Origin of the sequence: Kitasatospora sp. NPDC058063, assembly GCF_042885395.1 — a bacterium.
Classification (GTDB): Bacteria; Actinomycetota; Actinomycetes; order Streptomycetales; family Streptomycetaceae; genus Kitasatospora; species Kitasatospora lactacystinica.
Genome location: NZ_JBHVSD010000005.1, coordinates 24,702 through 43,448 on the forward strand (window position 1 = coordinate 24,702; position 18,747 = coordinate 43,448).

The 18,747-nt window shown below is 72.8% G+C and carries 15 protein-coding genes and 1 pseudogene; 9 read left to right on the forward strand and 7 right to left on the reverse strand.

The window, feature by feature from the left end:
• Positions 1-199: 199 nt before the first annotated feature.
• The 4 genes from ACFVUY_RS10100 to ACFVUY_RS10115 all read right to left on the reverse strand — a co-directional run bounded on the left by ACFVUY_RS10100 (position 200) and on the right by ACFVUY_RS10115 (position 3,879).
• Positions 200-586, reverse strand: a complete 387-nt coding sequence (locus ACFVUY_RS10100; protein WP_387729370.1) for a DUF4436 family protein — start codon at positions 584-586, stop codon at positions 200-202.
• Positions 587-715: 129 nt separating this feature from the next.
• Positions 716-877 carry a hypothetical protein gene (locus tag ACFVUY_RS10105; RefSeq protein WP_387728816.1) on the reverse strand — a complete coding sequence of 54 codons (162 nt, stop codon included), beginning with the start codon at positions 875-877 and terminating at the stop codon, positions 716-718.
• Positions 878-895: 18 nt separating this feature from the next.
• On the reverse strand, positions 896-2,521 hold the full coding sequence (locus ACFVUY_RS10110) for an alpha/beta fold hydrolase (RefSeq protein WP_387728819.1): 1,626 nt from the start codon (positions 2,519-2,521) through the stop codon (positions 896-898).
• Entirely contained in the window at positions 2,518-3,879 is a 1,362-nt protein-coding gene (locus tag ACFVUY_RS10115) for an alpha/beta fold hydrolase (RefSeq protein WP_387728822.1), read from the reverse strand. Before ACFVUY_RS10115 ends, ACFVUY_RS10110 begins: the two co-directional genes overlap by 4 nt.
• A gap of 1,160 nt (positions 3,880-5,039) precedes the next feature.
• Between ACFVUY_RS10115 and ACFVUY_RS10120 the strand changes: the two genes are divergently transcribed.
• A complete protein-coding gene (locus ACFVUY_RS10120) occupies positions 5,040-6,302 on the forward strand; it encodes a hypothetical protein (RefSeq protein ID WP_359897248.1) in 1,263 nt (420 codons plus the stop codon).
• A 74-nt stretch (positions 6,303-6,376) separates the two neighbouring features.
• Here the strand turns inward: ACFVUY_RS10120 and ACFVUY_RS10125 are convergent, their stop codons facing one another.
• Positions 6,377-7,285, reverse strand: a complete 909-nt coding sequence (locus ACFVUY_RS10125; RefSeq protein WP_380352682.1) for a LysR substrate-binding domain-containing protein — start codon at positions 7,283-7,285, stop codon at positions 6,377-6,379.
• 264 nt (positions 7,286-7,549) lie between these two features.
• Here ACFVUY_RS10125 and ACFVUY_RS10130 point away from each other — a divergent pair, with 264 nt between their 5' ends.
• The 5 genes from ACFVUY_RS10130 (at position 7,550) to aspA (ending at position 13,110) form a co-directional block, all read left to right on the forward strand.
• Complete coding sequence (locus ACFVUY_RS10130) at positions 7,550-8,338, forward strand: gamma-glutamyl-gamma-aminobutyrate hydrolase family protein (protein ID WP_359897251.1); 789 nt, start codon at positions 7,550-7,552, stop codon at positions 8,336-8,338.
• Between the two features lie 86 nt (positions 8,339-8,424).
• Entirely contained in the window at positions 8,425-9,102 is a 678-nt protein-coding gene (locus ACFVUY_RS10135; protein ID WP_359897292.1) for a FadR/GntR family transcriptional regulator, read from the forward strand.
• Positions 9,099-10,538 carry an amino acid permease gene (locus tag ACFVUY_RS10140; RefSeq protein ID WP_359897252.1) on the forward strand — a complete coding sequence of 480 codons (1,440 nt, stop codon included), beginning with the start codon at positions 9,099-9,101 and terminating at the stop codon, positions 10,536-10,538. Before ACFVUY_RS10135 ends, ACFVUY_RS10140 begins: the two co-directional genes overlap by 4 nt.
• Positions 10,539-10,646: 108 nt before the next feature.
• The gene (locus ACFVUY_RS10145) at positions 10,647-11,663 is read left to right on the forward strand and encodes an asparaginase (RefSeq protein WP_359897253.1); all 1,017 of its coding nucleotides are present in this window, start codon (positions 10,647-10,649) and stop codon (positions 11,661-11,663) included.
• Between the two features lie 37 nt (positions 11,664-11,700).
• On the forward strand, positions 11,701-13,110 hold the full coding sequence (gene aspA / locus ACFVUY_RS10150; protein WP_387728827.1) for an aspartate ammonia-lyase: 1,410 nt from the start codon (positions 11,701-11,703) through the stop codon (positions 13,108-13,110).
• A gap of 166 nt (positions 13,111-13,276) precedes the next feature.
• On the opposite strand, the pseudogene ACFVUY_RS10155 reads toward aspA, so the two are convergent.
• Positions 13,277-13,896 (reverse strand): annotated as a pseudogene (locus tag ACFVUY_RS10155) (alpha-galactosidase).
• 88 nt (positions 13,897-13,984) lie between these two features.
• Positions 13,985-14,467 carry a hypothetical protein gene (locus ACFVUY_RS10160; protein WP_380352678.1) on the reverse strand — a complete coding sequence of 161 codons (483 nt, stop codon included), beginning with the start codon at positions 14,465-14,467 and terminating at the stop codon, positions 13,985-13,987.
• A 479-nt stretch (positions 14,468-14,946) separates the two neighbouring features.
• Between ACFVUY_RS10160 and ACFVUY_RS10165 the strand changes: the two genes are divergently transcribed.
• The 3 genes from ACFVUY_RS10165 (at position 14,947) to ACFVUY_RS10175 (ending at position 18,737) form a co-directional block, all read left to right on the forward strand.
• A complete protein-coding gene (locus ACFVUY_RS10165; RefSeq protein ID WP_387728830.1) occupies positions 14,947-16,920 on the forward strand; it encodes a B12-binding domain-containing radical SAM protein in 1,974 nt (657 codons plus the stop codon).
• A gap of 87 nt (positions 16,921-17,007) precedes the next feature.
• Positions 17,008-17,211 carry a hypothetical protein gene (locus ACFVUY_RS10170; RefSeq protein WP_359829662.1) on the forward strand — a complete coding sequence of 68 codons (204 nt, stop codon included), beginning with the start codon at positions 17,008-17,010 and terminating at the stop codon, positions 17,209-17,211.
• A complete protein-coding gene (locus tag ACFVUY_RS10175; RefSeq protein ID WP_387728832.1) occupies positions 17,205-18,737 on the forward strand; it encodes a hypothetical protein in 1,533 nt (510 codons plus the stop codon). Before ACFVUY_RS10170 ends, ACFVUY_RS10175 begins: the two co-directional genes overlap by 7 nt.
• Positions 18,738-18,747 lie beyond the last annotated feature (10 nt).

Sequence of the window (18,747 nt, forward strand, 5' to 3'; positions counted from 1 at the left end):
GGCCGGAATCGGAGACATCCCGCCTGGTCGGGCATCGGGTCCGCACTCGATATCCCGAGCGCGCCGTTGTGTGCGCCCCGTGAAGGCCGTTTCCTCGGCGCCAGGGCAGAACTGTAGGGGGCGCGGGCGGTCGGCAGGCCGGGGCGACCTGTCCGGGCGCCTGTCTCACGCCTGTCTCACGGCTCTGACCTGCTGTTGTTCAAGTCGGAAAGGTACGGAATTGGAGACACCGAAGGGGGATCGGAGGGTTCGACAGCGGGATCCGGGTGCCCGGACCGGATCTCCCGTCCGGCATGCAGGTTCGTATGCGATGTTCAAATAACTGCTGACGGAAAGCAAGTCGGGAGGATTTCAGGGAATCGATCAGAGTGCGTTTTCGCGCCGTGCGCGCGCCGACCGGGACCGTGCGGTGCGGTGCGGTGCGGTGTGGCACCGTACGGGGTGGGTGCGGCGCCCGTCGGTCGCGATGATCGCCTCGGCCCAGAAGAACGCGATGTAGTCGATCGGCGGCCCGCCCGGCGGCGTTGCGCATGCCGACCAGCGCGAACAGGGTCGCCGCCATCCAGCCGAGGGCGGGCCACACCATGTCCTGGCCGCGGTACACCACTTCCGCGCCGCCACGAGCCGGGCCCCTGGGCCAGGCCGCCGTGCGGAAGGGCCACGACGAAGAGCGTCAGCCGAGCGCCCCCGGTGTCGAAGTCCTGGGACGCGACGTTCAGTTCGACCCAGTCGGGGCGCTCGGCACCGCGAGTGCCCGGCTCCGCTGCCGGGAGTCGCGCTCGTCGAGGTAGAGCGCGACACCCGTCCCGCAGGCGAGGGCCAGCAGCAGGACGGCGAGGGCGAAGCGGTTGCCGCGCCGCCTGGCGAAGGCGCTCACGACGGGGACCGGAAGGCCCTACGGCGCGATCTCGAACGCGGGCGGCTCGAGACCCGCGAGGCAGCCGGTGTCCGGTGCGGTCGGGGTGTCGAAGAACGACCGTGTGATCGACTGGGCGCACGGCGAGTCGGCGAAGACCACGTGGGCGACGTAGGGGACCGTCACCTCCGTGGAGCGGCTGAGCGTGCGGGCGGCGTACGGCCCGCTGCTCGGTGCGGTCTGGGCGTCGAACCCGCCGGAGAGGACGAGGGTCGGGATGTCGCTCTCCGTCACGTCCCGGATCGAGTCCGGCGCGGCGGGAACGTCCCAGGCACGGCAGTCCGCCTGGAGGAAGGCGAGCAGCGGGGCATTGGCCACCACCGACCGGGGGAAGGACGGGAAGGCGCGGTGCCCCGCCCGCATCACGTCGGCCCGGCTCTCGAACGGCGTCCACTCGCTGCAGAAGACGCCGTAGGCGAGCCCGTGGGAGACCCTTCCGACGGCCTGCGGGCCGAGCTTGCCGCCCGCCCACTGCTCGGCGATCCGCCGGGGGTCGCCGTGGGCCAACTCGTCGATGGAGCGGGGCACTCCGGCCGCCAGATGGGTGGCGGAGACCAGCCAGTTCACCAGGACCCCGCCGTCCAGTACGACCTCGACCGGCTCCGGGTGGCCCGGGACGGTGACGGTGGTGGTGACCGGGTCGGCTTCGAGCTCACCGACGAGGCGCTCGAAGGTGCCCTTCAGGTCCGGGTAGCGGTCGGCGCAGGCGGGCTGCCGCGCGCAGGCCCCGAACAGGCCGTCGAAGCCCTCGCGTGCCGCCTTCCACGTCACGGCCCCGCCCGCCAGGGACGGCGGCAGCACGCCGTCGATGCCGACCGAGCGGATGCCCTGCGGGTGCAGGCGCAGGTAGGTGAGGGCCAGGTCGGTGCCGTACGAGATACCGAAGACGTTCCACCGCTCGACACCCAGCGCCACGCGCAGGTCCGCGTAGTCGGCGGCGCTCTCGGTGCTGTTGTAGGCGCCGAGCTCGGCGCCGCGGCCCTCCAGTTCGTCGTGGCAGGCCCGCGTCGCCCGGACGTGCAGGCGGCCGGTGGAGCGCGCGCCGTAGACGAGGTCGAGGGCGCTCGCGTTGAACTCGTCGATGTTCGGGCAGGTGAGCGCCGGGTCGGCCGAGTAGGTCCCGCGCTGGGACATGAAGATCACGTCCCGGTCGCGGTTCAGGTCGCCGTTGAGCGCCAGGGGGATCTCGGAGACCGCGTCGTCGCCGGGCCCGCCGGCGAGCCACACGATGGGGTCGTCGGCCTTCCGGTGGGTGGCCGGCACGATCGCGACGCCGAGGGTGATCTTCCGTCCCTCGGGGTCGTCCCGGTCCTCGGGCACGGTGAGCGTTCCGCAGCGGGCCCCCGTCAGCGCGGGGGACGGGTCGGCGGTCCTCGGGCAGGGCCCCGGCGCGTAGCGGGCGTGGCCCGCCGTCCGGGCGACGGTGCCGAGGGGCTCCCCGGCGCCGGACGCCGCCCGGGCGGGCGCCGCGGCCAGGCCGGTGGCGAGGCCGGTGAGGACACCGGTGACGAGGCTTTGGACGAGGACGGCGGCGGTGGCCCCGGCCAGGGTGGTCAGCGGCCGTCGCGCGGTGCGCCGGTGCCGGGCTGGGCGGATGGACATCATGCGGACTCCGGGCCGGGGGTGATGGTGAACGGTTCGGGGGCGAGCCCGGCCACGCACGTGGTGTCCGGCGCGGTCGGATTCGCCAGGAAGGAGGCCAGGACGCTCTGCGCGCAAGGGGACTGGGGTACCACCCAGTGGCCGATCCCGGGGATCAGCACGGTGGTCGAGCGGGACAGCGTCCGGGCCGCGTACGCGCCCCAGGCCGCCCCGGACTTGGCGTCGAAGGTGCCGGAGAGGACGAGCGCGGGCACGTCGCTGACGGTGGCCACCCGCTGGACGTCGGTGCGGTCCGGGACGTCCCAGGCCCGGCACACGCCGTACTCGAAGGGCAGCTGCGGCGCCTGCGCCAGTACCCGGCCCGGCCAGCCGGGGAAGGCCTCGCGGCCCGCCTCCAGCACGTCGGAGCGCGAGTACCCCGGCACCCACTCGCTGCACGCCACCGACTGGGTCAGGCCGTGGCCGATCTCGCCGACCGGGGTCTTCGCGCCCGCGGCCTGGGCCCGTGCGAAGCGCTCCGGATTCCCGCCGGCGAGCTCGTCGAGCGCCGCGGGCACGTCGACGGCCTTGACGGAGTTGGCGACCAGCAGGTTCACCAGGGCGCCCCCGTCGAGGACGACCTCCACCGGCTCGCCTCCCGACGGCGGCCGCGCCGCCAGCCGCAGCGGACCCGCCTCCAGGCGCCGGACCTGCTCCGTCAGCGTGTCCGGGAGGTCCGGGTAGCGGCTCCCGCAGGCGGGCTGCGCCGCGCACGCCGCGAGGATCGCCGCGATGCCCTCCCGGGCGCTGTCCCAGGTCCACGGCAGGCTCACGATGTCCGGGGGCACGACCGAGTCGATCGCGACCGAGCGGATCCCCTCGGGGTGCCGCCGCAGGTGGGTGAGGGCCAGTTCGGTGCCGTACGAGTACCCGTAGACGTTCCAGCGGTCGATGCCCAGCGCCTCGCGCAGATCGGCGAAGTCGTCGGCGTTCTCGGTCGTGTTGTAGGCGTCCAGATCGACCCCGTCGGCCGTCAGCCGGTCGTGGCACTGCCTCGCCGCCCGTACCAGCCGCCGCCCGGTCGACGGCGCGTCGTAGCGCAGCCCGACGGACTCCGCGGTGAACCGGTCGATCTCCGGGCAGAGCAGGGCCGGCCGGGAGTGGAGCGTGCCGCGCTGGGCCATGACGATCAGCTCGCGGTCTCGGTTCACGCCGGAATCGAGGAGGAAGGGGATGCTCCCGAACGCGTCGCCCCCGGGCCCGCCTTCCATGAACACCACCGGGTCCCCGGCCGGCGTCGCCGAGGCGGCCGGGACGATCGCGACGGCCAGCCGGATGGTGCGTCCGGTGCGATGGGCGCGGTTTTCCGGGACTTCCAGCATGCCGCAGCGCCCGGGGACCGGCTCAGGGGTCTGCGGACAGGGACCGGGCACGAACCGGGCCGCGGTTCCCGACAGGGGAGCGCGGACGGCCGGTGACACCGCACCGGCCGGCATCGGGCCGGCCGCCCCCAGGACGGCCAGACCGGCCGTGGCGAGCGCTGTCCCGGTGCGTGCGCCCCGGGAGCCTCGCCGTCCCCACCGGTGTCGCGCCGGTATTCGCCCGGACCGGGCGCTCCCGTGGACGGACGGCGGGTGGCCCGGGCTGTCGCCCTGTCTCATCATGTGGTCCCGTCTCTCTCACGGCCCCGGAACGGACGGCGCCGCGTGCTGCCGGCCGCCGCCGCACGGTTCGTCCGGGGACTGCGCAGCCCAGCCTCGGGCCACCGGGAGACGGCCACCACTCGTGGGCGCCACTCGGAGCAGTGCTCGCTCCGGCTCCGGCGGGCGGCGTGGCCGCCCGGGCCGAGGCCGCGGTCACAGTGCGACTACAGCACGGTCCTCACCTCGGGCCGGATCCAGTCGCCGGGCCAGCGCCGGTGCCTGGGGCGGCGTCCAGGCGAACAACTACCGATGTGCTCCGCCGAGGCCGACCGGCCGGGCGCGTCGTGGGCGGGTGGCCCCGTCCACTGCCAGGGACGCCGGCCGTCCGCAGCAGCAGCCCACTGCCGACGGGGAAGCCCGTTCCGGGCGACGCCGGATCCTGGGGCTGCGCCTTCTCCAACGGCTGCCGAACCGGGCGTTGCTGCGCACACCCCGCCGGCGCTCGAGTACTGAGCCCGGCACAGCGGCGTGTCGGGGCCCTTCCGGTTCCGCCCGGGTGCCCGGGACCGTCTGGGCCGCCGGTTCGGACGGCTCCATGCAGGTTCCGCACGCCGGTGCAGGGTTCCGGCGTGGACTCGGACTTCCTGTCTTGCTGTCTGACAGGTTCACGCGCTGATCATGCGACGCCCGGTGACGTCGCGTCAAGGCCGGATTCATGCCCTGCCGTGCAGGTGGGGGCATCGGCGTTCTGCGATCGCCCGCCCTCGGCTCCGCTCGTGCACGGACCCTCGCGGCGTGACAAGTCCACTACTGATCGGATTTGATCGTACGACTCTCGCAGGGCAGGCTCGGTGCCGCACAGTGGCGGAACCGCCACGGTCCGGCACGGAGGGAGCCGCATGTCCGGGACCGAAGACAGCAAACCGGCCGCACACGTCGTCGTCGGGTACACCCCGCAGGACGGTTTCGTCGCCGTCCAGCTCAATCCGCCACCAGCGGAGTACGTGTGGCACGACCGGCAGGCCGAGCACCACCAGGAACGGTTCGGGCCGGGTAACGGCTACCAGCAGTGGCTCGCCGTCGATGCCGCGACCGGTGCCGTCTGGTTCGGGGACACCGACTGGCGAACGCGGGACGAGGACGCCGACCTCTGGTTTCCGGGACACCGCCGGGCCACGGTCGGCGATGGCGCTCTGCCTTCCCCGGCGGTCTTCGCCCTCCCGCTCACCCACCGCGCTGTTGACGACCAGGGCACCGACACCTGGCGCTTCTTCGGTGCCGAGGAGCTCCACGCACTGGTCCGGCGGGTACTGCCCCTGGTCCAGCGGGTGATCGGCTCGCTGCACCGTGTGGGCCCCGGCGAGGATCTGGAATGGTCCGCCGAAGCCGCCACAGCCTGGACCGATCTCGAACAGGCTTGCCGGTACACGCTCGACGAGACGGGAACGGTGGTCTGGGCCGAACCCCGCATGAGTCCGGTTCCCGCATGGCGGGTCGAGGTGGCCGACTTCCTCGCCCGGAATCCGGAGCTGTGCGACCCGGCTTGGGCGACGGCCACCGACGCCGAGTTGGACGGCTGCGCCGCTTACGAACCCGAATCCGGTTACGGCGGCGTTCCGGGACGGATGTGCGCTCCGGCGGGCGTTCGGATCGAGGAGGGTTACGCGTTCTACGGTCACCGCGCGGCTCTGTACGCCCACCGCGCGGCCGCCTGCGGCGACCGCGTCCCGGTCGAGGCCGGGCTCTGGCTGCGGACCAGCGATGCCGGACGGAGCAGCTGGGAGAGCGCGAAGGTCGTGGGAGCGAGTCTCGCCGACGCCCCTGACTGCGTGTTGGACCACCTTGCCGAGACGTTCCGCGGCGCTGCGGCCGACGACGGCGTGGTCCTCACCGGCCTGACGGCCTACCTGTGGCAACAGCGGGCCGAGGAAAGGGCGGCGGTGGACGACATGCTCGCCGCCACGGGGGAGGAACTCAAGCGCCTGGAGGAGTTGCTCAAGGACGTCCGCCTGGTCCGGAACACGGTCCTGACCCGAGTCCTCAGCTGGACCGACGGGCGGGACGACGAGGTGATCGCCCGTCTCGCGGCGATGTCCCCCGTCGCCGTGGCCGAGTGGCGTGAGCGGCTCACCGCCGACCGGAGCATCCCCTCGGGGGCGTGAGCGGTTGCCCGGAGGGCCGGCCCACGGGCGGCCGGCATCCTTCGGCCGCGCACTCGTCGCGGCGTCGCCCCGGCTCATGAGAGGGCGGCCAGTGCCTGCGCGGCGAGCATCCGTTCCAGGGCCAGGAGGGCGCGCGGGGCGTGCCGGGTGTCGATGCGGACGGTGTAGATGAAGCGCGTCAGCTCCGGACCGGCGAGGGGACGCGCCACGACCTGGGTGATGCCCGGGGGAAGGGCCAGCCTCGGCATGACGGCGACGCAGAGGCCGGCGGAGACGAAGCCGAGCACGGTGTTGAAGTCGTCGCCGTCGTATTCCAAGCGGGCCTGGAAGCCCGGCGTCTTGGCCATCTGGGCGAGCAGTTCCAGGCGCAACGCGGCCTCCGGAGCCGCGATCCACGTCTCGGACGCGAGGTCTGCCAGGTCGATGACGTCCCGGTGGGCGAGGTGGTGGTCCGCCGGGACGACTGCCACGACCGGGTCCCGTGCGACCAGCAGTCGGCGCAGCGTCCGGGGCGGTGGCACCGGAATGAAGTCGTAGTCGTAACTGAGGGCCAGGTCCATGTCCCCCCGCTTGAGCCGGTTGTAGCCGGCGTCCGGTTCCACCTGGGAGAGGCTGACCTGCACGTCCGGATAGATCGAGTGGAGCTCCGCCAGCGCCTTCGGGACGATGCCCGCGGCGGAGGAGGCGAAGGCGCCGAGCCTGATCCGTCCGGCCGTGCCGGCACGCATGGCGTCGAGTTCCACGGCCGCCGCCGCCAGTGCGCTCCGCACGCGCTGCTCGGCGTCGAGGAGGACCCTGCCGGCCGGGGTGGCGCGCACGGGTCGGCGCTCGATCAGGATGAGGCCGGCGCGGCGTTCGAGTTCGGCGATCTGTTGCGATACGGCGGGTGCGCTGTAGCCCAGCTCGCGGGCGGCGGCGTTGAAGGAGCCGTGGCGGACCACGGCTTCGAGGGTGGCGAGCAACCGGGGGTCGAGTCTCTGCACGGAGTTAAGGCTCACTTATCTGTCGCGAAGATGTCTTTTCTTGTGCTTAAGCATGAACGGCAGCAGGATTCTTGCTCGCGGCCCGGATGCGCAAGCCTCCGCCCCCGGGTCCGCGACCCACCCCACCCGCCTCGGGCGCGTCCGTGTGCCCGAGGGGCCGTGCACCCCCTCCTCCCCAGCCCGCCCGCACCCGCCTCCGTCGAGCGGATGGGCCGGGGGGAGACGGCCGTCGACGATCGACCCCCGCCCCTGGAAGGAAGTGGTATGCCCAAGCCACTCATCGGACTGACCACCTACCTCGCCGATGCCCAGTGGGGGGAGTGGGAGCTGCCCGCCGCACTGCTTCCCGCGGCGTACGTCAGCTGCCTCCAGGCGGCGGGCGGCCGTGCGGTCCTGCTGCCGCCGGACGCGCCGGAGGCCGCGCCCGACGTCGTCGCGCGTCTGGACGCGATCGTCCTGACCAGCGGTGAGGACGTGGATCCCGCGTTGTACGGGGCGCGGCCGCATCCGTGCACGGGACCGCCGGTGCGCGAGCGCGACCGGTGGGAGCGGGCCGTGCTGGCCGAGGCTCTCGCGCGTGACGTGCCGGTGCTCGGAGTCTGCCGCGGAATGCAGTTGATGAACGTGCACGCGGGCGGCACCCTGATCCAGCACCTCCCCGAGAGGCTGGGTCACCACGGGCACAACCTGCACGGCGGGCACTTCTCCCCCCACGCCGTCACCACGGTGCCGGGGACACGGATCGGTGCGCTCCTTCCAGGGACCCGCAAGGTCGCCACGCACCACCACCAGGCGGTGGAGTCCCTCGGGGCCGGCCTGATCGTGGCCGCCCGCACGGCGGACGGCACCGTCGAGGCGATCGAGAGCACCCGGCACCGCTTCGCGGTCGGCGTGCAGTGGCATCCCGAGATGGCCTTCGACTCGGCGGTGGTGCATGCTCTGGTGGCCGCGGCCAGGTCGACGTCGACCCCTGCGCCGACTCGCGTCGGCGAGCGAGAGGTGCGTGTGCGGCCGAGTTCACCGGAGGTCTCGCGGACGACTCCGGGGTCTTGACACCACGGCGCTCCGAACCCCAGGATCAGCCCGTGAACCTGTCAGACAGCCAGACAGGTGGGGCGATCCCGCGGCGCGTCAGCGCGATGGAAGCGGTCTTCGGCCACCTGCGCAGCGCCATCGAGCGCGGTCAGTACGCCGTGGGGGACAAGCTCCCCTCGGAAGCAGAGCTGTGCCGGACCCTGGAGGTCAGTCGGCCCGTGCTGCGGGAGGCACTCCGTGCCCTGCAGGCCATGGGCCTGACGGTCTCGAAGACCGGAAAGGGCACCTTCGTCGTGGCGAACACGGTCGAGGAACCCACCTTCGGCGACTACGCGGCCGGCGACCTCCTGGAAGTCCGCCGGCACGTCGAGATCCCGGTCGCCGGCTACGCGGCGCTGCGCCGGACCCCGGAGGACCTGGACCACCTGGCCCACTTGCTCGACCGGATGGAGCGGGAGACCGACACCACCGCGTGGGTCGCCCTGGACACCGTGTTCCACCTGGCGGTGGCCGAGGCCTCCCGCAACCCGGTGTTCCGCCGGGTGATCGAGGAGATCCGTGACGCACTGGCGCGTCAGTCGACCTTCCTCAACGAATTCTGTGGTAGGCGCGAGCAGTCCAACTGCGAGCACCGGGCGATCGTCGAGGCCCTGATCGACGGTTCCGAGACCGACGCCGTCGAGGCGATGTCCCACCACCTCCACCGCGTGGAGGCCACCCTCACCGACATCGTGCGCCCCCAGCGGGCGGACACCCCAAGAGAAGGCAGAGCCGAGGCGTGAGCGAGCAGTTCCTCAAAGACGAGAAGCGCCCCACGACCCGTCACGTCGACGCCGGTGACGCCGGCTACAGCAAGTCCCTGAAAGCCCGGCACGTCAACATGATCGCCATCGGCGGTGCCATCGGCACCGGGTTGTTCCTCGGCGCGGGCGGCCGGCTCGCCGATGCCGGGCCCTCCCTGTTCGTCGCGTACGCGATCTGCGGAGTCTTCGCGTTCCTCGTGGTGCGGGCGCTCGGCGAGCTCGTCCTGTACCGCCCTTCCTCCGGCGCCTTCGTGTCGTACGCCCGGGAGTTCATGGGGGAGAAGGGCGCGTACACCGCCGGCTGGATGTACTTCCTCAACTGGGCGACCACCGGCATCGCCGACATCACCGCCGTCGCCACGTACACCCACTACTGGCACCTGTTCTCCGACGTTCCCCAGTGGGTGGTCGCGCTCGTAGCCCTGGCCGTCGTCCTCACCGTGAACCTCATCTCGGTGCGGATCTTCGGCGAACTCGAGTTCTGGTTCGCCATCGTCAAGGTCAGTGCCCTGGTCGTCTTCATGGGCATCGGGATCTTCCTGCTCGTCACCCGGCACCCGGTCGACGGCGTCGTACCCGGTCCGTCGCTGATCACCGACAACGGCGGGATCTTCCCCAACGGCCTGCTGCCGATGCTGTTGATCATCCAGGGCGTCGTCTTCGCCTACGCCTCCGTCGAACTGGTCGGCGTGACGGCCGGGGAGACCGAGAACCCCGAGAAGATCATGCCGAAGGCGATCAACTCGATCATGTGGCGCGTGGGCCTGTTCTACGTCGGCTCGGTCGTGCTGCTGTCGATGCTGATGCCGTGGAGTGCCTACACCTCCGGCCAGAGCCCCTTCGTGACGGTGCTCTCCCACATCGGTGTCCCGGCGGCGGGCAGCGTGATGAACCTGGTCGTCCTCACGGCGGCGATGTCCTCGCTCAACTCGGGCCTCTACTCCACCGGCCGCATCCTGCGCTCCATGGCCGTCAACGGATCGGCCCCGCGCTTCACCGCCCGGATGAGCCGCAGCCACGTGCCCTACGGCGGCATCCTGCTCACCAGCGGCATGTGCGTCCTCGGTGTCGGCCTCAACTTCGTGGTCCCCGCCGAGGCGTTCGAGATCGTGCTCAACCTCGCGGCCGTCGGCATCATCGCCACCTGGGGCATGATCATGGTCTGCCACCTGCTGTTCTGGCGGAAGAGCACGACCGGTGAACTGACCCGCCCCGGCTACCGACTGCCCGGCTCGCCCTGGACCGAACTCGTGACGCTGGCCTTCCTCGCCGCCGTCCTGGTCCTCATGTACGCCGAGGGCGGAGCCGGACGCACCACCGTGCTGTGCATACCGCTCATCGCCGCCGCACTCGTCGCCGGCTGGTACACGATCCGCGGGCGCGTCGCGCGCACCGCCGCCGGAGCAGACGACTGAACCCGGGCGGTCCGGGAGGACCGCGCGGACCCACCGCGCGTCCGCCCGGGCCCGCCGCCCGCAGGCACGTAGGCCAGCGCCCCCACACCATCACCGATCGAGGCAGTCATGCTCACCAGCCCCCTCACGGACGCGCCCGCGATCCGTGAACCCCGCCACGCGCCCGTCGCCCACGTCACCCGGAGCGGCGTGGTCGAGAGCACCCACTACGGTTCCGTCGTCGTCCTCGGCGCCGACGGCGAGGTCCGGTTCCAGCTTGGCGACGCGGAGGCCGCGTTCTATCCGCGATCGGCCCTCAAGCCCGTCCAGGCCGTCGCCATGGTCCGCGCGGGACTGCCGCTCGACGGCGAACTGCTCGCCCTGGCGATGGGCAGCCATTCCGGCGAGGGACGCCACCTCGCCGGTGCCCGGCGGATCCTGGAGCTCGCCGGCCTCACCGAGGACGACCTGCGCAACGTTCCGGACCTGCCGTTCGGCCCGGCCGTCCGCGACACCTGGATCCGGGAGGACCGTGCTCCCTCCCGGCTCGCCCAGAACTGCTCCGGCAAGCACGCCGCGATGCTCCACCTCTGCAAGCTCAACGGATGGCCGCTGCAGGACTACGACGCCCCCGAGCATCCGCTCCAGCGGATGATCGCGGAAGTCGTGGAGGACCTCACCGGCCAGCGCATCGCGCGCGCCACCGTGGACGGCTGTGGCACCCCCCTGTTCGCCGTCTCCCTGCGCGGCCTGGCCCGTGCCGCCGCGCGCATCGCCACCGGCGCGCCCGGGACCCCCGAATTCAGGGTGGCGGACGCCCTGCGCAGCCACCCGGAGATGGCCTCCGGTGCGGGGCGGGACATGGCCGAGCTGATGTACGCGGTACCCGGGCTGCTCACCAAGGACGGCTTCGAGGGCGTCCAGATCGCCGCGCTGCCGGACGGCCGCGCCATCGCCCTGAAGATCGCCGACGGGGCGAACCGGGCGCGCGTCCCGGTGGCGGCGGCCGCCCTGGCGCTGGCGGGAGTCGACCCGCGGCTGCTCACCGGGTTCGCGGGGGAGCCGGCGACCGGCGGCGGCCGGCCCGTCGGCGGCGTGCGGCCGGTGGCGGCGCTGGACCCGTCGGCCCTGCTCGCCCCCGCGTGACCCGACCCACCACTCCGAGAAGAGGACCCGCACACACATGACCGCCGCCACCCGCAGCGAACACGACCTGCTCGGGGACCGCGACGTCCCCGCCGACGTCTACTGGGGCGTCCACACCCTGCGCGCCACCGAGAACTTCCCCATCACGGGCACGCCCATCTCCGCCCACCCGCACCTGATCGACGCGCTGGCCGCCGTGAAGGAGGCCGCTGCCCTCGCCAACGAGGAACTCGGCCTGCTGGAACCCGCGAAGGCGGAGGCGATCGTCGCCGCCTGCCGCGAGATCCGCGCCGGCAAGCTGCACGACCAGTTCGTCGTGGACGTCGTCCAGGGCGGCGCCGGCACCTCGACCAACATGAACGCCAACGAGGTCGTCGCCAACCGGGCGCTGGAGCTGCTGGGCCACGCCAAGGGCGAGTACCGGCACCTGCACCCCAACGAGGACGTCAACCTCGGCCAGTCCACCAACGACGTCTACCCGACCGCCGTCCGGATCGCGACCGTGTTCGCCGTGCGGGGCCTGCTCGACGCGATGACCGTCCTCCAGGACGCCTTCGCCCGCAAGTCCGCCGAGTTCCACGACGTCCTGAAGATGGGCCGCACCCAGCTGCAGGACGCCGTGCCGATGACGCTCGGCCAGGAGTTCTCCGCCTTCGCCGTCATGCTCGACGAGGACCGCAGCCGCCTCGCGGAAGCCGTCGAACTCATCCACGAGATCAACCTCGGCGCCACCGCGATCGGCACCGGGCTCAACGCCCCCGCCGGATACGCCGAATCCGCCCGGCGCCACCTCGCCGACATCACCGGGCTGCCCCTGGTCACCGCCGCCAACCTGGTCGAAGCCACCCAGGACTGCGGCGCGTTCGTCCAGATGTCCGGCGTCCTCAAGCGCGTCGCCGTCAAACTGTCCAAGACCTGCAACGACCTGCGACTGCTGTCCTCCGGGCCGCGCGCCGGCCTCGGCGAGATCAACCTGCCACCGGTGCAGGCCGGTTCGAGCATCATGCCGGGCAAGGTCAACCCGGTGATCCCCGAAGTCGTCAACCAGGTCGCCTTCGAGGTGATCGGCAACGACGTCGCGATCACCATGGCCGCCGAGGCGGGGCAGCTCCAGCTCAACGCCTTCGAGCCGATCATCCTGCACTCCCTGTCGGAGTCGATCACCCATCTGCGAGCGGCCTGCCACACCCTCGCCGAGCGTTGCGTCGTCGGCATCACCGCCAACACCGAGGTGCTGCGCGCGACCGTCGAGAACTCCATAGGGCTGGTGACCGCCCTGAACCCGCACATCGGCTACACGGCCGCCACCGACATCGCCAAGGAGGCCCTGGCCAGCGGCCGGGGCGTGGCCGAACTCGTACTGGAGAGGGGCCTGCTCCCGGCGGAGCGGCTCGCGGCCCTGCTGCGGCCCGAGGTCATCGCCGGCAGCGGAGCGGCCGTGGCCTGAGGACGGCGGCCGAGGCCGCCGGCTTCCGGGCCGCTTCGCGGTCGGTGCTGATCCTGACGGCCGGTCACTGGTGCGGAGTCGCCGCCATCCCGATCCCCCGGGGCGCCGAACTCGCCGCCGCCCGATCGCGGTCGACGGGCCGGGCCCGTCGCCCCGGAGCGGTGGATCAGTCGCCGGTGATCCTCGACCGGAGCTCGCCGCGGGCCGTCCTCCGTCGGTAGCGCACCCGCGCGGCCCCGGCACGGCCTGCCCGGGCCGTGCGCTGATCGAGAACGACATGGAGTTCCACCGCCGGCTGGCGGCGGGTTCGACCAGCGGCGCCGCCAGGCCGACGGCGGACAGCACCGCCCCCGACGCGCGGATCGAACCCTCGGCGATCCACGGGACGGCGGTGTCCTGCGAGACCACGCCGTGCCGACGGGTCCGGGTGGTCGGCGCGGACGGTCCGCCCGCCGTGCAGCGACGGCCGCAGCCGCTTGTGCAGGCCGACCCAGGCGGTCAGGCGTTCCAGCTCCTCCTCGGAGCAGGCCGTGATGTCCCACTCGGTGCCGGCGTGCCCGAACGGCGCGGTGGCCAGCCGGATGGGTACTGGGCTGGTGCGTCCGGTGGTGTGGGCGGTGGCAGCGCCGACGTGGCTGCCGGTCAGCTCGGGGGGATGAACAGCCCGGTGTAGCACTGGATGCGCTGGCGCTCTACGGGGTCGTTGGTGTCCGAAGCCCATGTCCGGTCGGTGCGTTCCAGGATGCCGTAGTCGATCCGGGCGCCGCCGGAGGAGCAGGACCCGATAGTCGCCGAGGCCGGCGCTGTCGTCGCACCGACCGACGCCCTTCCGGCGTGCCGGCGCCCCTCGGGGCGCCGGCACCCGAGGCCGCCGTCAGTAGATGAGGACGTCCCAGTGGCTGCCCTCGTTGCAGTACAGGTTGCCCGACGCGGCCTTCCACTGCGGGTAGCCGTCGCCCCGGAGGCCGATGTAGGTGAAGCTGTTCTGGATGTAGTTGTCGATGCAGGAACTGCGGGCGATGTCGACCTTGTAGCCGTTGTAGTGGCTGTAGGTGCCGGAGGCGTGGCCGACCTCGGTCCCGCCGGTGATGTTGATGGCGCAGCCGCTGGCCTGCTTGAGGGTGATGACGGCGCTCACCGTGCCCGAGTTGATCTGGTCGAACGAGGTACAGGTGGAGTTGGACCTGGTGGTGCAGCCCCCACTGGAGCTCCATGTGACGCCGGCGTTGCTGAGCTGGCTGGCAGCCGTCGACTGCGACAGCTTGGTGCCGCTGGCGCCGGCCGTGGGCGCCGAGAGCGCGAGGCCGGCCAGGGCCAGGGCGACGACGGTGGCTGCGGTGCGTGGCTTCATCTGCATCTCCCAATGAGGATGGTGTGCCTCCGACTCGGCTTCCCGCCCTCCTGCCGCGCTTCGGCAGGAGGGCGGGAAGCCCGGAGCCGGGCCTGGGGAACCGGCCCGGACGAAGGGGACGTACGCAGTGCTGTGGCGCGGCGGTGCTCCGGCGCGAGGGCCGACCGATCCGTCCGGCGCCACCGCCCGCGGTCCCCGGGCGACGGGGACGACGGGCTTCGAGCGCCGGCATCGCACCAGGATGCCCCATCGTTGTCTATGCGAGTAGACCCCCGGTCGGTGAATTTCGCGTGACAGGGAGCGGCCTTCGGCGCGTCGAAGCGCTTCACGGGGTGCCCTCGGCCCCGGCGGTACGCCCGGGCAGGGTGCTCCGCCGGAGGCGGCGGCGTGGCCGCTGGCACGTCGTGCGCGCGCGGAGTAGACCACTCTTCGACGCGACGGCAGCGACGGTCCCCGGGGCCGGGACAGGGTGTGGTGGGCCGAGGATGCGACTGGCTCTCGTGACGTGCTTCAACGCGGACTGGCACTTCGGCAAGGTCCCCTCGCCGTACGTGCCGCTGAACCTCCTCGGGCTGGCCGCGGTGGCCCGGCGCAGCGGGCACGAACCGGTGGTGGTGGATCCGACGCTCGCGCTGCTGGAGGGCCGGGTGGGTGACGGGCCCGAGTTCCACCGGGAGGTGGCGGAGCTCATCTGCGAGTCCCGGCCGGACGTCGTCGGCCTCACCACGATGTGCAACTCCTACCCTCAGACGCTGGCGCTGGCCCGGCGGTGCCGCGAGCTGGATCCCGACGTGCGGATCCTGCTCGGCGGCCCGCAGGCCTCCGTGGTGGACGTCGCGACCCTGCGCGAGTTCGGCTGGATCGACGCGATCGTGCGCAACGAGGCGGACCGGTCCCTCGTCCGGGTGCTCGACCGGTGGGCGGCGGGCGACGATCTGGCCGGCGTGGCCGGTACCACCTGGCGGGGGCCGGACGGCGGCCCGGTGCGCGAACCCGCCGCACCCCTGCTGCAGGACCTGGACGAACTGCCCTTCCCCGCCTACGACCTGTACCCCTTCGAGCGGACCCTGCAGGACCTCGCGCCGGTGGAGGCGGGCCGGGGCTGCCCGTACGGGTGCACGTTCTGCTCGACCAACGTGTTCTTCAACCGCGACTACCGGATCAAGTCGCCGGCCCGGCTGATCACCGAGATGCGGCACCTGCGGGACGCCCACGGATTCACCCGGTTCGACCTGGTGCACGACATGCTGACCGTCGACCGGCGGTGGGTCCTGGCGTTCTGCGCCGCCCTTCTCGACGGCGGGCACGGCTTCGAGTGGGCGTGCAGCGCGCGGACCGACCGGGTGGACGACGATTTGCTGGCCACCATGGCCGCCGCCGGCTGCCGAGGGATGTTCTTCGGGATCGAGACCGGATCCCAGCGGATGCAACCGCTGGTGCGCAAGCGGCTGCGCACCGACGCGGTGCTGCCGGTCATCCGCTCCGGCACCGACCGGGGGATCTCCTGCACCGCCTCCCTGATCGTCGGCTTCCCGGAGGAGACCACCGAGGACGCGGTCGCCTCGCTCGACCTCGCGCTCGACGTCCTGCAGCTCTCGCCGGACACCCAGGCGCAGATGCACCTGCTGGCACCGCTGGTGGGCAGTCCGCTGTACGAGGAGCACCGCGAGGAACTGCTCTTCGACGGGCACAGCTCCGACATCTCGCTCTTCCTTCTGGACGAGGAGGAGATCGCGACGGTCACCCGCCACCCCGACATCTTCCCGAGCTTCTACCACATCCCGACGCCGCACCTCGACCGCGACCTGGCCAAGGCGATCTCCGCCGCCACCTACACCTGCCCGACGCTGTTCCTCGCGCTGCGCACCGCCGGCGCCGACCTGCGGCAGGTACTGACCGGCTGGACGCGCTGGCAGCACCGGCACGTCGGCCCGGAGCAGCTCCGGCCGGACTACTACCTCTACGGGTTCGTCCCGGACCTGTGCCGGTACCTGGCGGCCGAGGTCCTGGACGGGCTCGGACCGTGCGCCCCGGTCCTGCGCGACCTCATGGCGTACGTCGAAACCCGGTACGCCCTGCAGCGCCGGCTGACCGAGGTCGGGACGGTCTTCCGGGCCTTCGGCTGCGACGTCCGGGAGCTGAGCGCCGCGCTGCGCACCGGTGGCGGCCTCGACGTGGAGCGCGTAGCGTCCGACCTGCTGTTCGTGAACCTGACGGCGTCCCGGGGCCGGGGCTACGCCTTCCTGGAGGTGTCGGTCCCGCGCACCGACGACCCGCTGGTCCGGCCCGGGGACCGGCTGGAGATCCGCGACCCGGTCCGTCAGCTGCTGTCCCGTCCGGAGCTGGTCATCCGCAACACCTCGCAGCAGCGCGCCTTCGCCGCGAAACACCATCTGACCGAGCGCCACGTGACGGCGCTGGGGCTGCGGCGGGAACCGGCCGGCACCGCCACCGGGTGACCGGGCAGCGGACCGCCGGACCCGGCGGGCCGGACCCACCGACCGAAGTCGCGTACAGGACACGGGTACACCGAGACGAAGGAGAACATGATGGCTGGAGACGTGGCAGCGGAGCGCGGCAAGCCCGTCGGCGACCTGCCGTTCGAGGAGCTGGCGTTCGAGGAGGTCCCGTTCGAGGACCTGCCGGTCGGCGAGCTGGGGCTCGTCGAGCTGGAGTCGCGGGTCGAGGCGGAGGCCCAGGCGAGTGGCGTCACCACGGTCGTCACGACGGTCGTCTCGGGCCGGTGGTAGCCGAACGGCCGAACGGCGGGGTCCGGGTCGAACGGCACGTCGGCTGGCGGGGCGACAACGCCCTGGTGGAGGAGGCCCGGCGGCCGCTGCGGCGCCGGGTCGTCCGCCTGCTGCAGGTGGACGGCCTGCCGGCGACCGGCGGCCTGCCGTCCGAACGGCGGATCGCCGCCGGGGTCGACCCCCGGGTCTTCTACACCTACCCGCTGCTGTTCTACACCGCCTTCCCCCGCGTCTCGCTGGCGCAGCTGCGGGCGCTGTCCGTCAGCGGCTCGTACCTCTTCGACTACGTGCTGGCCCTGGACGAGGTACTGGACCGCCCCTCCGCCCGCACCGGGGGCGGCCTGCTGCTGGGCGGACTCCTCCAGCGCGAGGCGCTGCACGGGCTGTACGCGCTGCTGCCCCCCACCAGCCCGTTCTGGGGCCACTTCGACCGCTACTTCGGGCACTTCTGCCAGGCGGTGCTGCGCGAGGAGGCCCGGCACCGCGGCCTGCTCCAGCCGTACCCCGGGGAGGAGCTGGAGCTCGTCTACGCGGGCAAGTCCGCGATCGCCAAGGCCTGCCTCGCGGCCCTCGCCGTACTCGGCGGGGACGAGCGGCCGCTGGCCGGGCTGGAGGCCTCGCACGACGCCCACTACGTGGCCTTCCAGCTCGCCGACGACCTGGCGGACTGGCGGATCGACTACCGGCGCGGGCACTACTCCTACCCCCTCACGGTGGCGTTCCTGCGGGCCGGCTGGCAGCAGCGGGTGGAGTCGGCCGAGCGGCCCCCGGTGTCCGAGGTGGCCGAGCTGCTCGCCCGGGAGGGCGTGGTCGAGGAGGTCCGCGCGCTGGCGCTCGGCCACCTGGACCGCGCCGAGGGCGCGGCCGACCGGATCGCCGAGGGGAGCTGGCACGCCGCCATCCGGACCACCCGGCAGCGGATCGCGGGCCCGACGCTCGGCCTCGACCTGCCGACCGAGCCGCCCGCCACTGCTCCGCACGGTGCCCCGGCCGGGCCGGCCGCGGCAGTCGGGGCGTTCGCGGTGGTCGGGGCGGCTGCCTGGCGGGGCGACCGGCGGACACCCGCGACACCGGTGGCGGCGTCCTGGCGGCCCTGGCTCGACGCCCACCGGGAGCCGCGCACGCCCGGGCCGGCGGTGCTGGCGGAGCAGTTCCGCGTCCTGGGGGCCGCCGGCCCGGCGCGCACCACGGGCGAGGCCCTGTGCCAGGTCGGCCTGGCGATCGCGGCCTCGCGCCGGGCCCTCCCGCAGTACGGCCTGGCCGAGCACCTCGGCGTTTCCGCAGCCGAACTGGACTGGTTCGACCAGCACGGCCCGTGGCTGGACGGCCTGCTCGCGCTCGGCCTCGACGAGCCGCCCGAGCCGTGGCGGCCGGGCCGCGCGGTGCCGTCGGACGGGGTGCCGGGCTGGGTGCCGCCGGCGGTCGGCCGGTACCTCGGCCACCGGCTGGTGGAGGGATCCGGCCCGGGCGGCGCCCAGGCCCCCGACGTGCTGCTCCGCGCCTACCGCGCCGAGTCCGTGGCCTAGGACGGAGGCG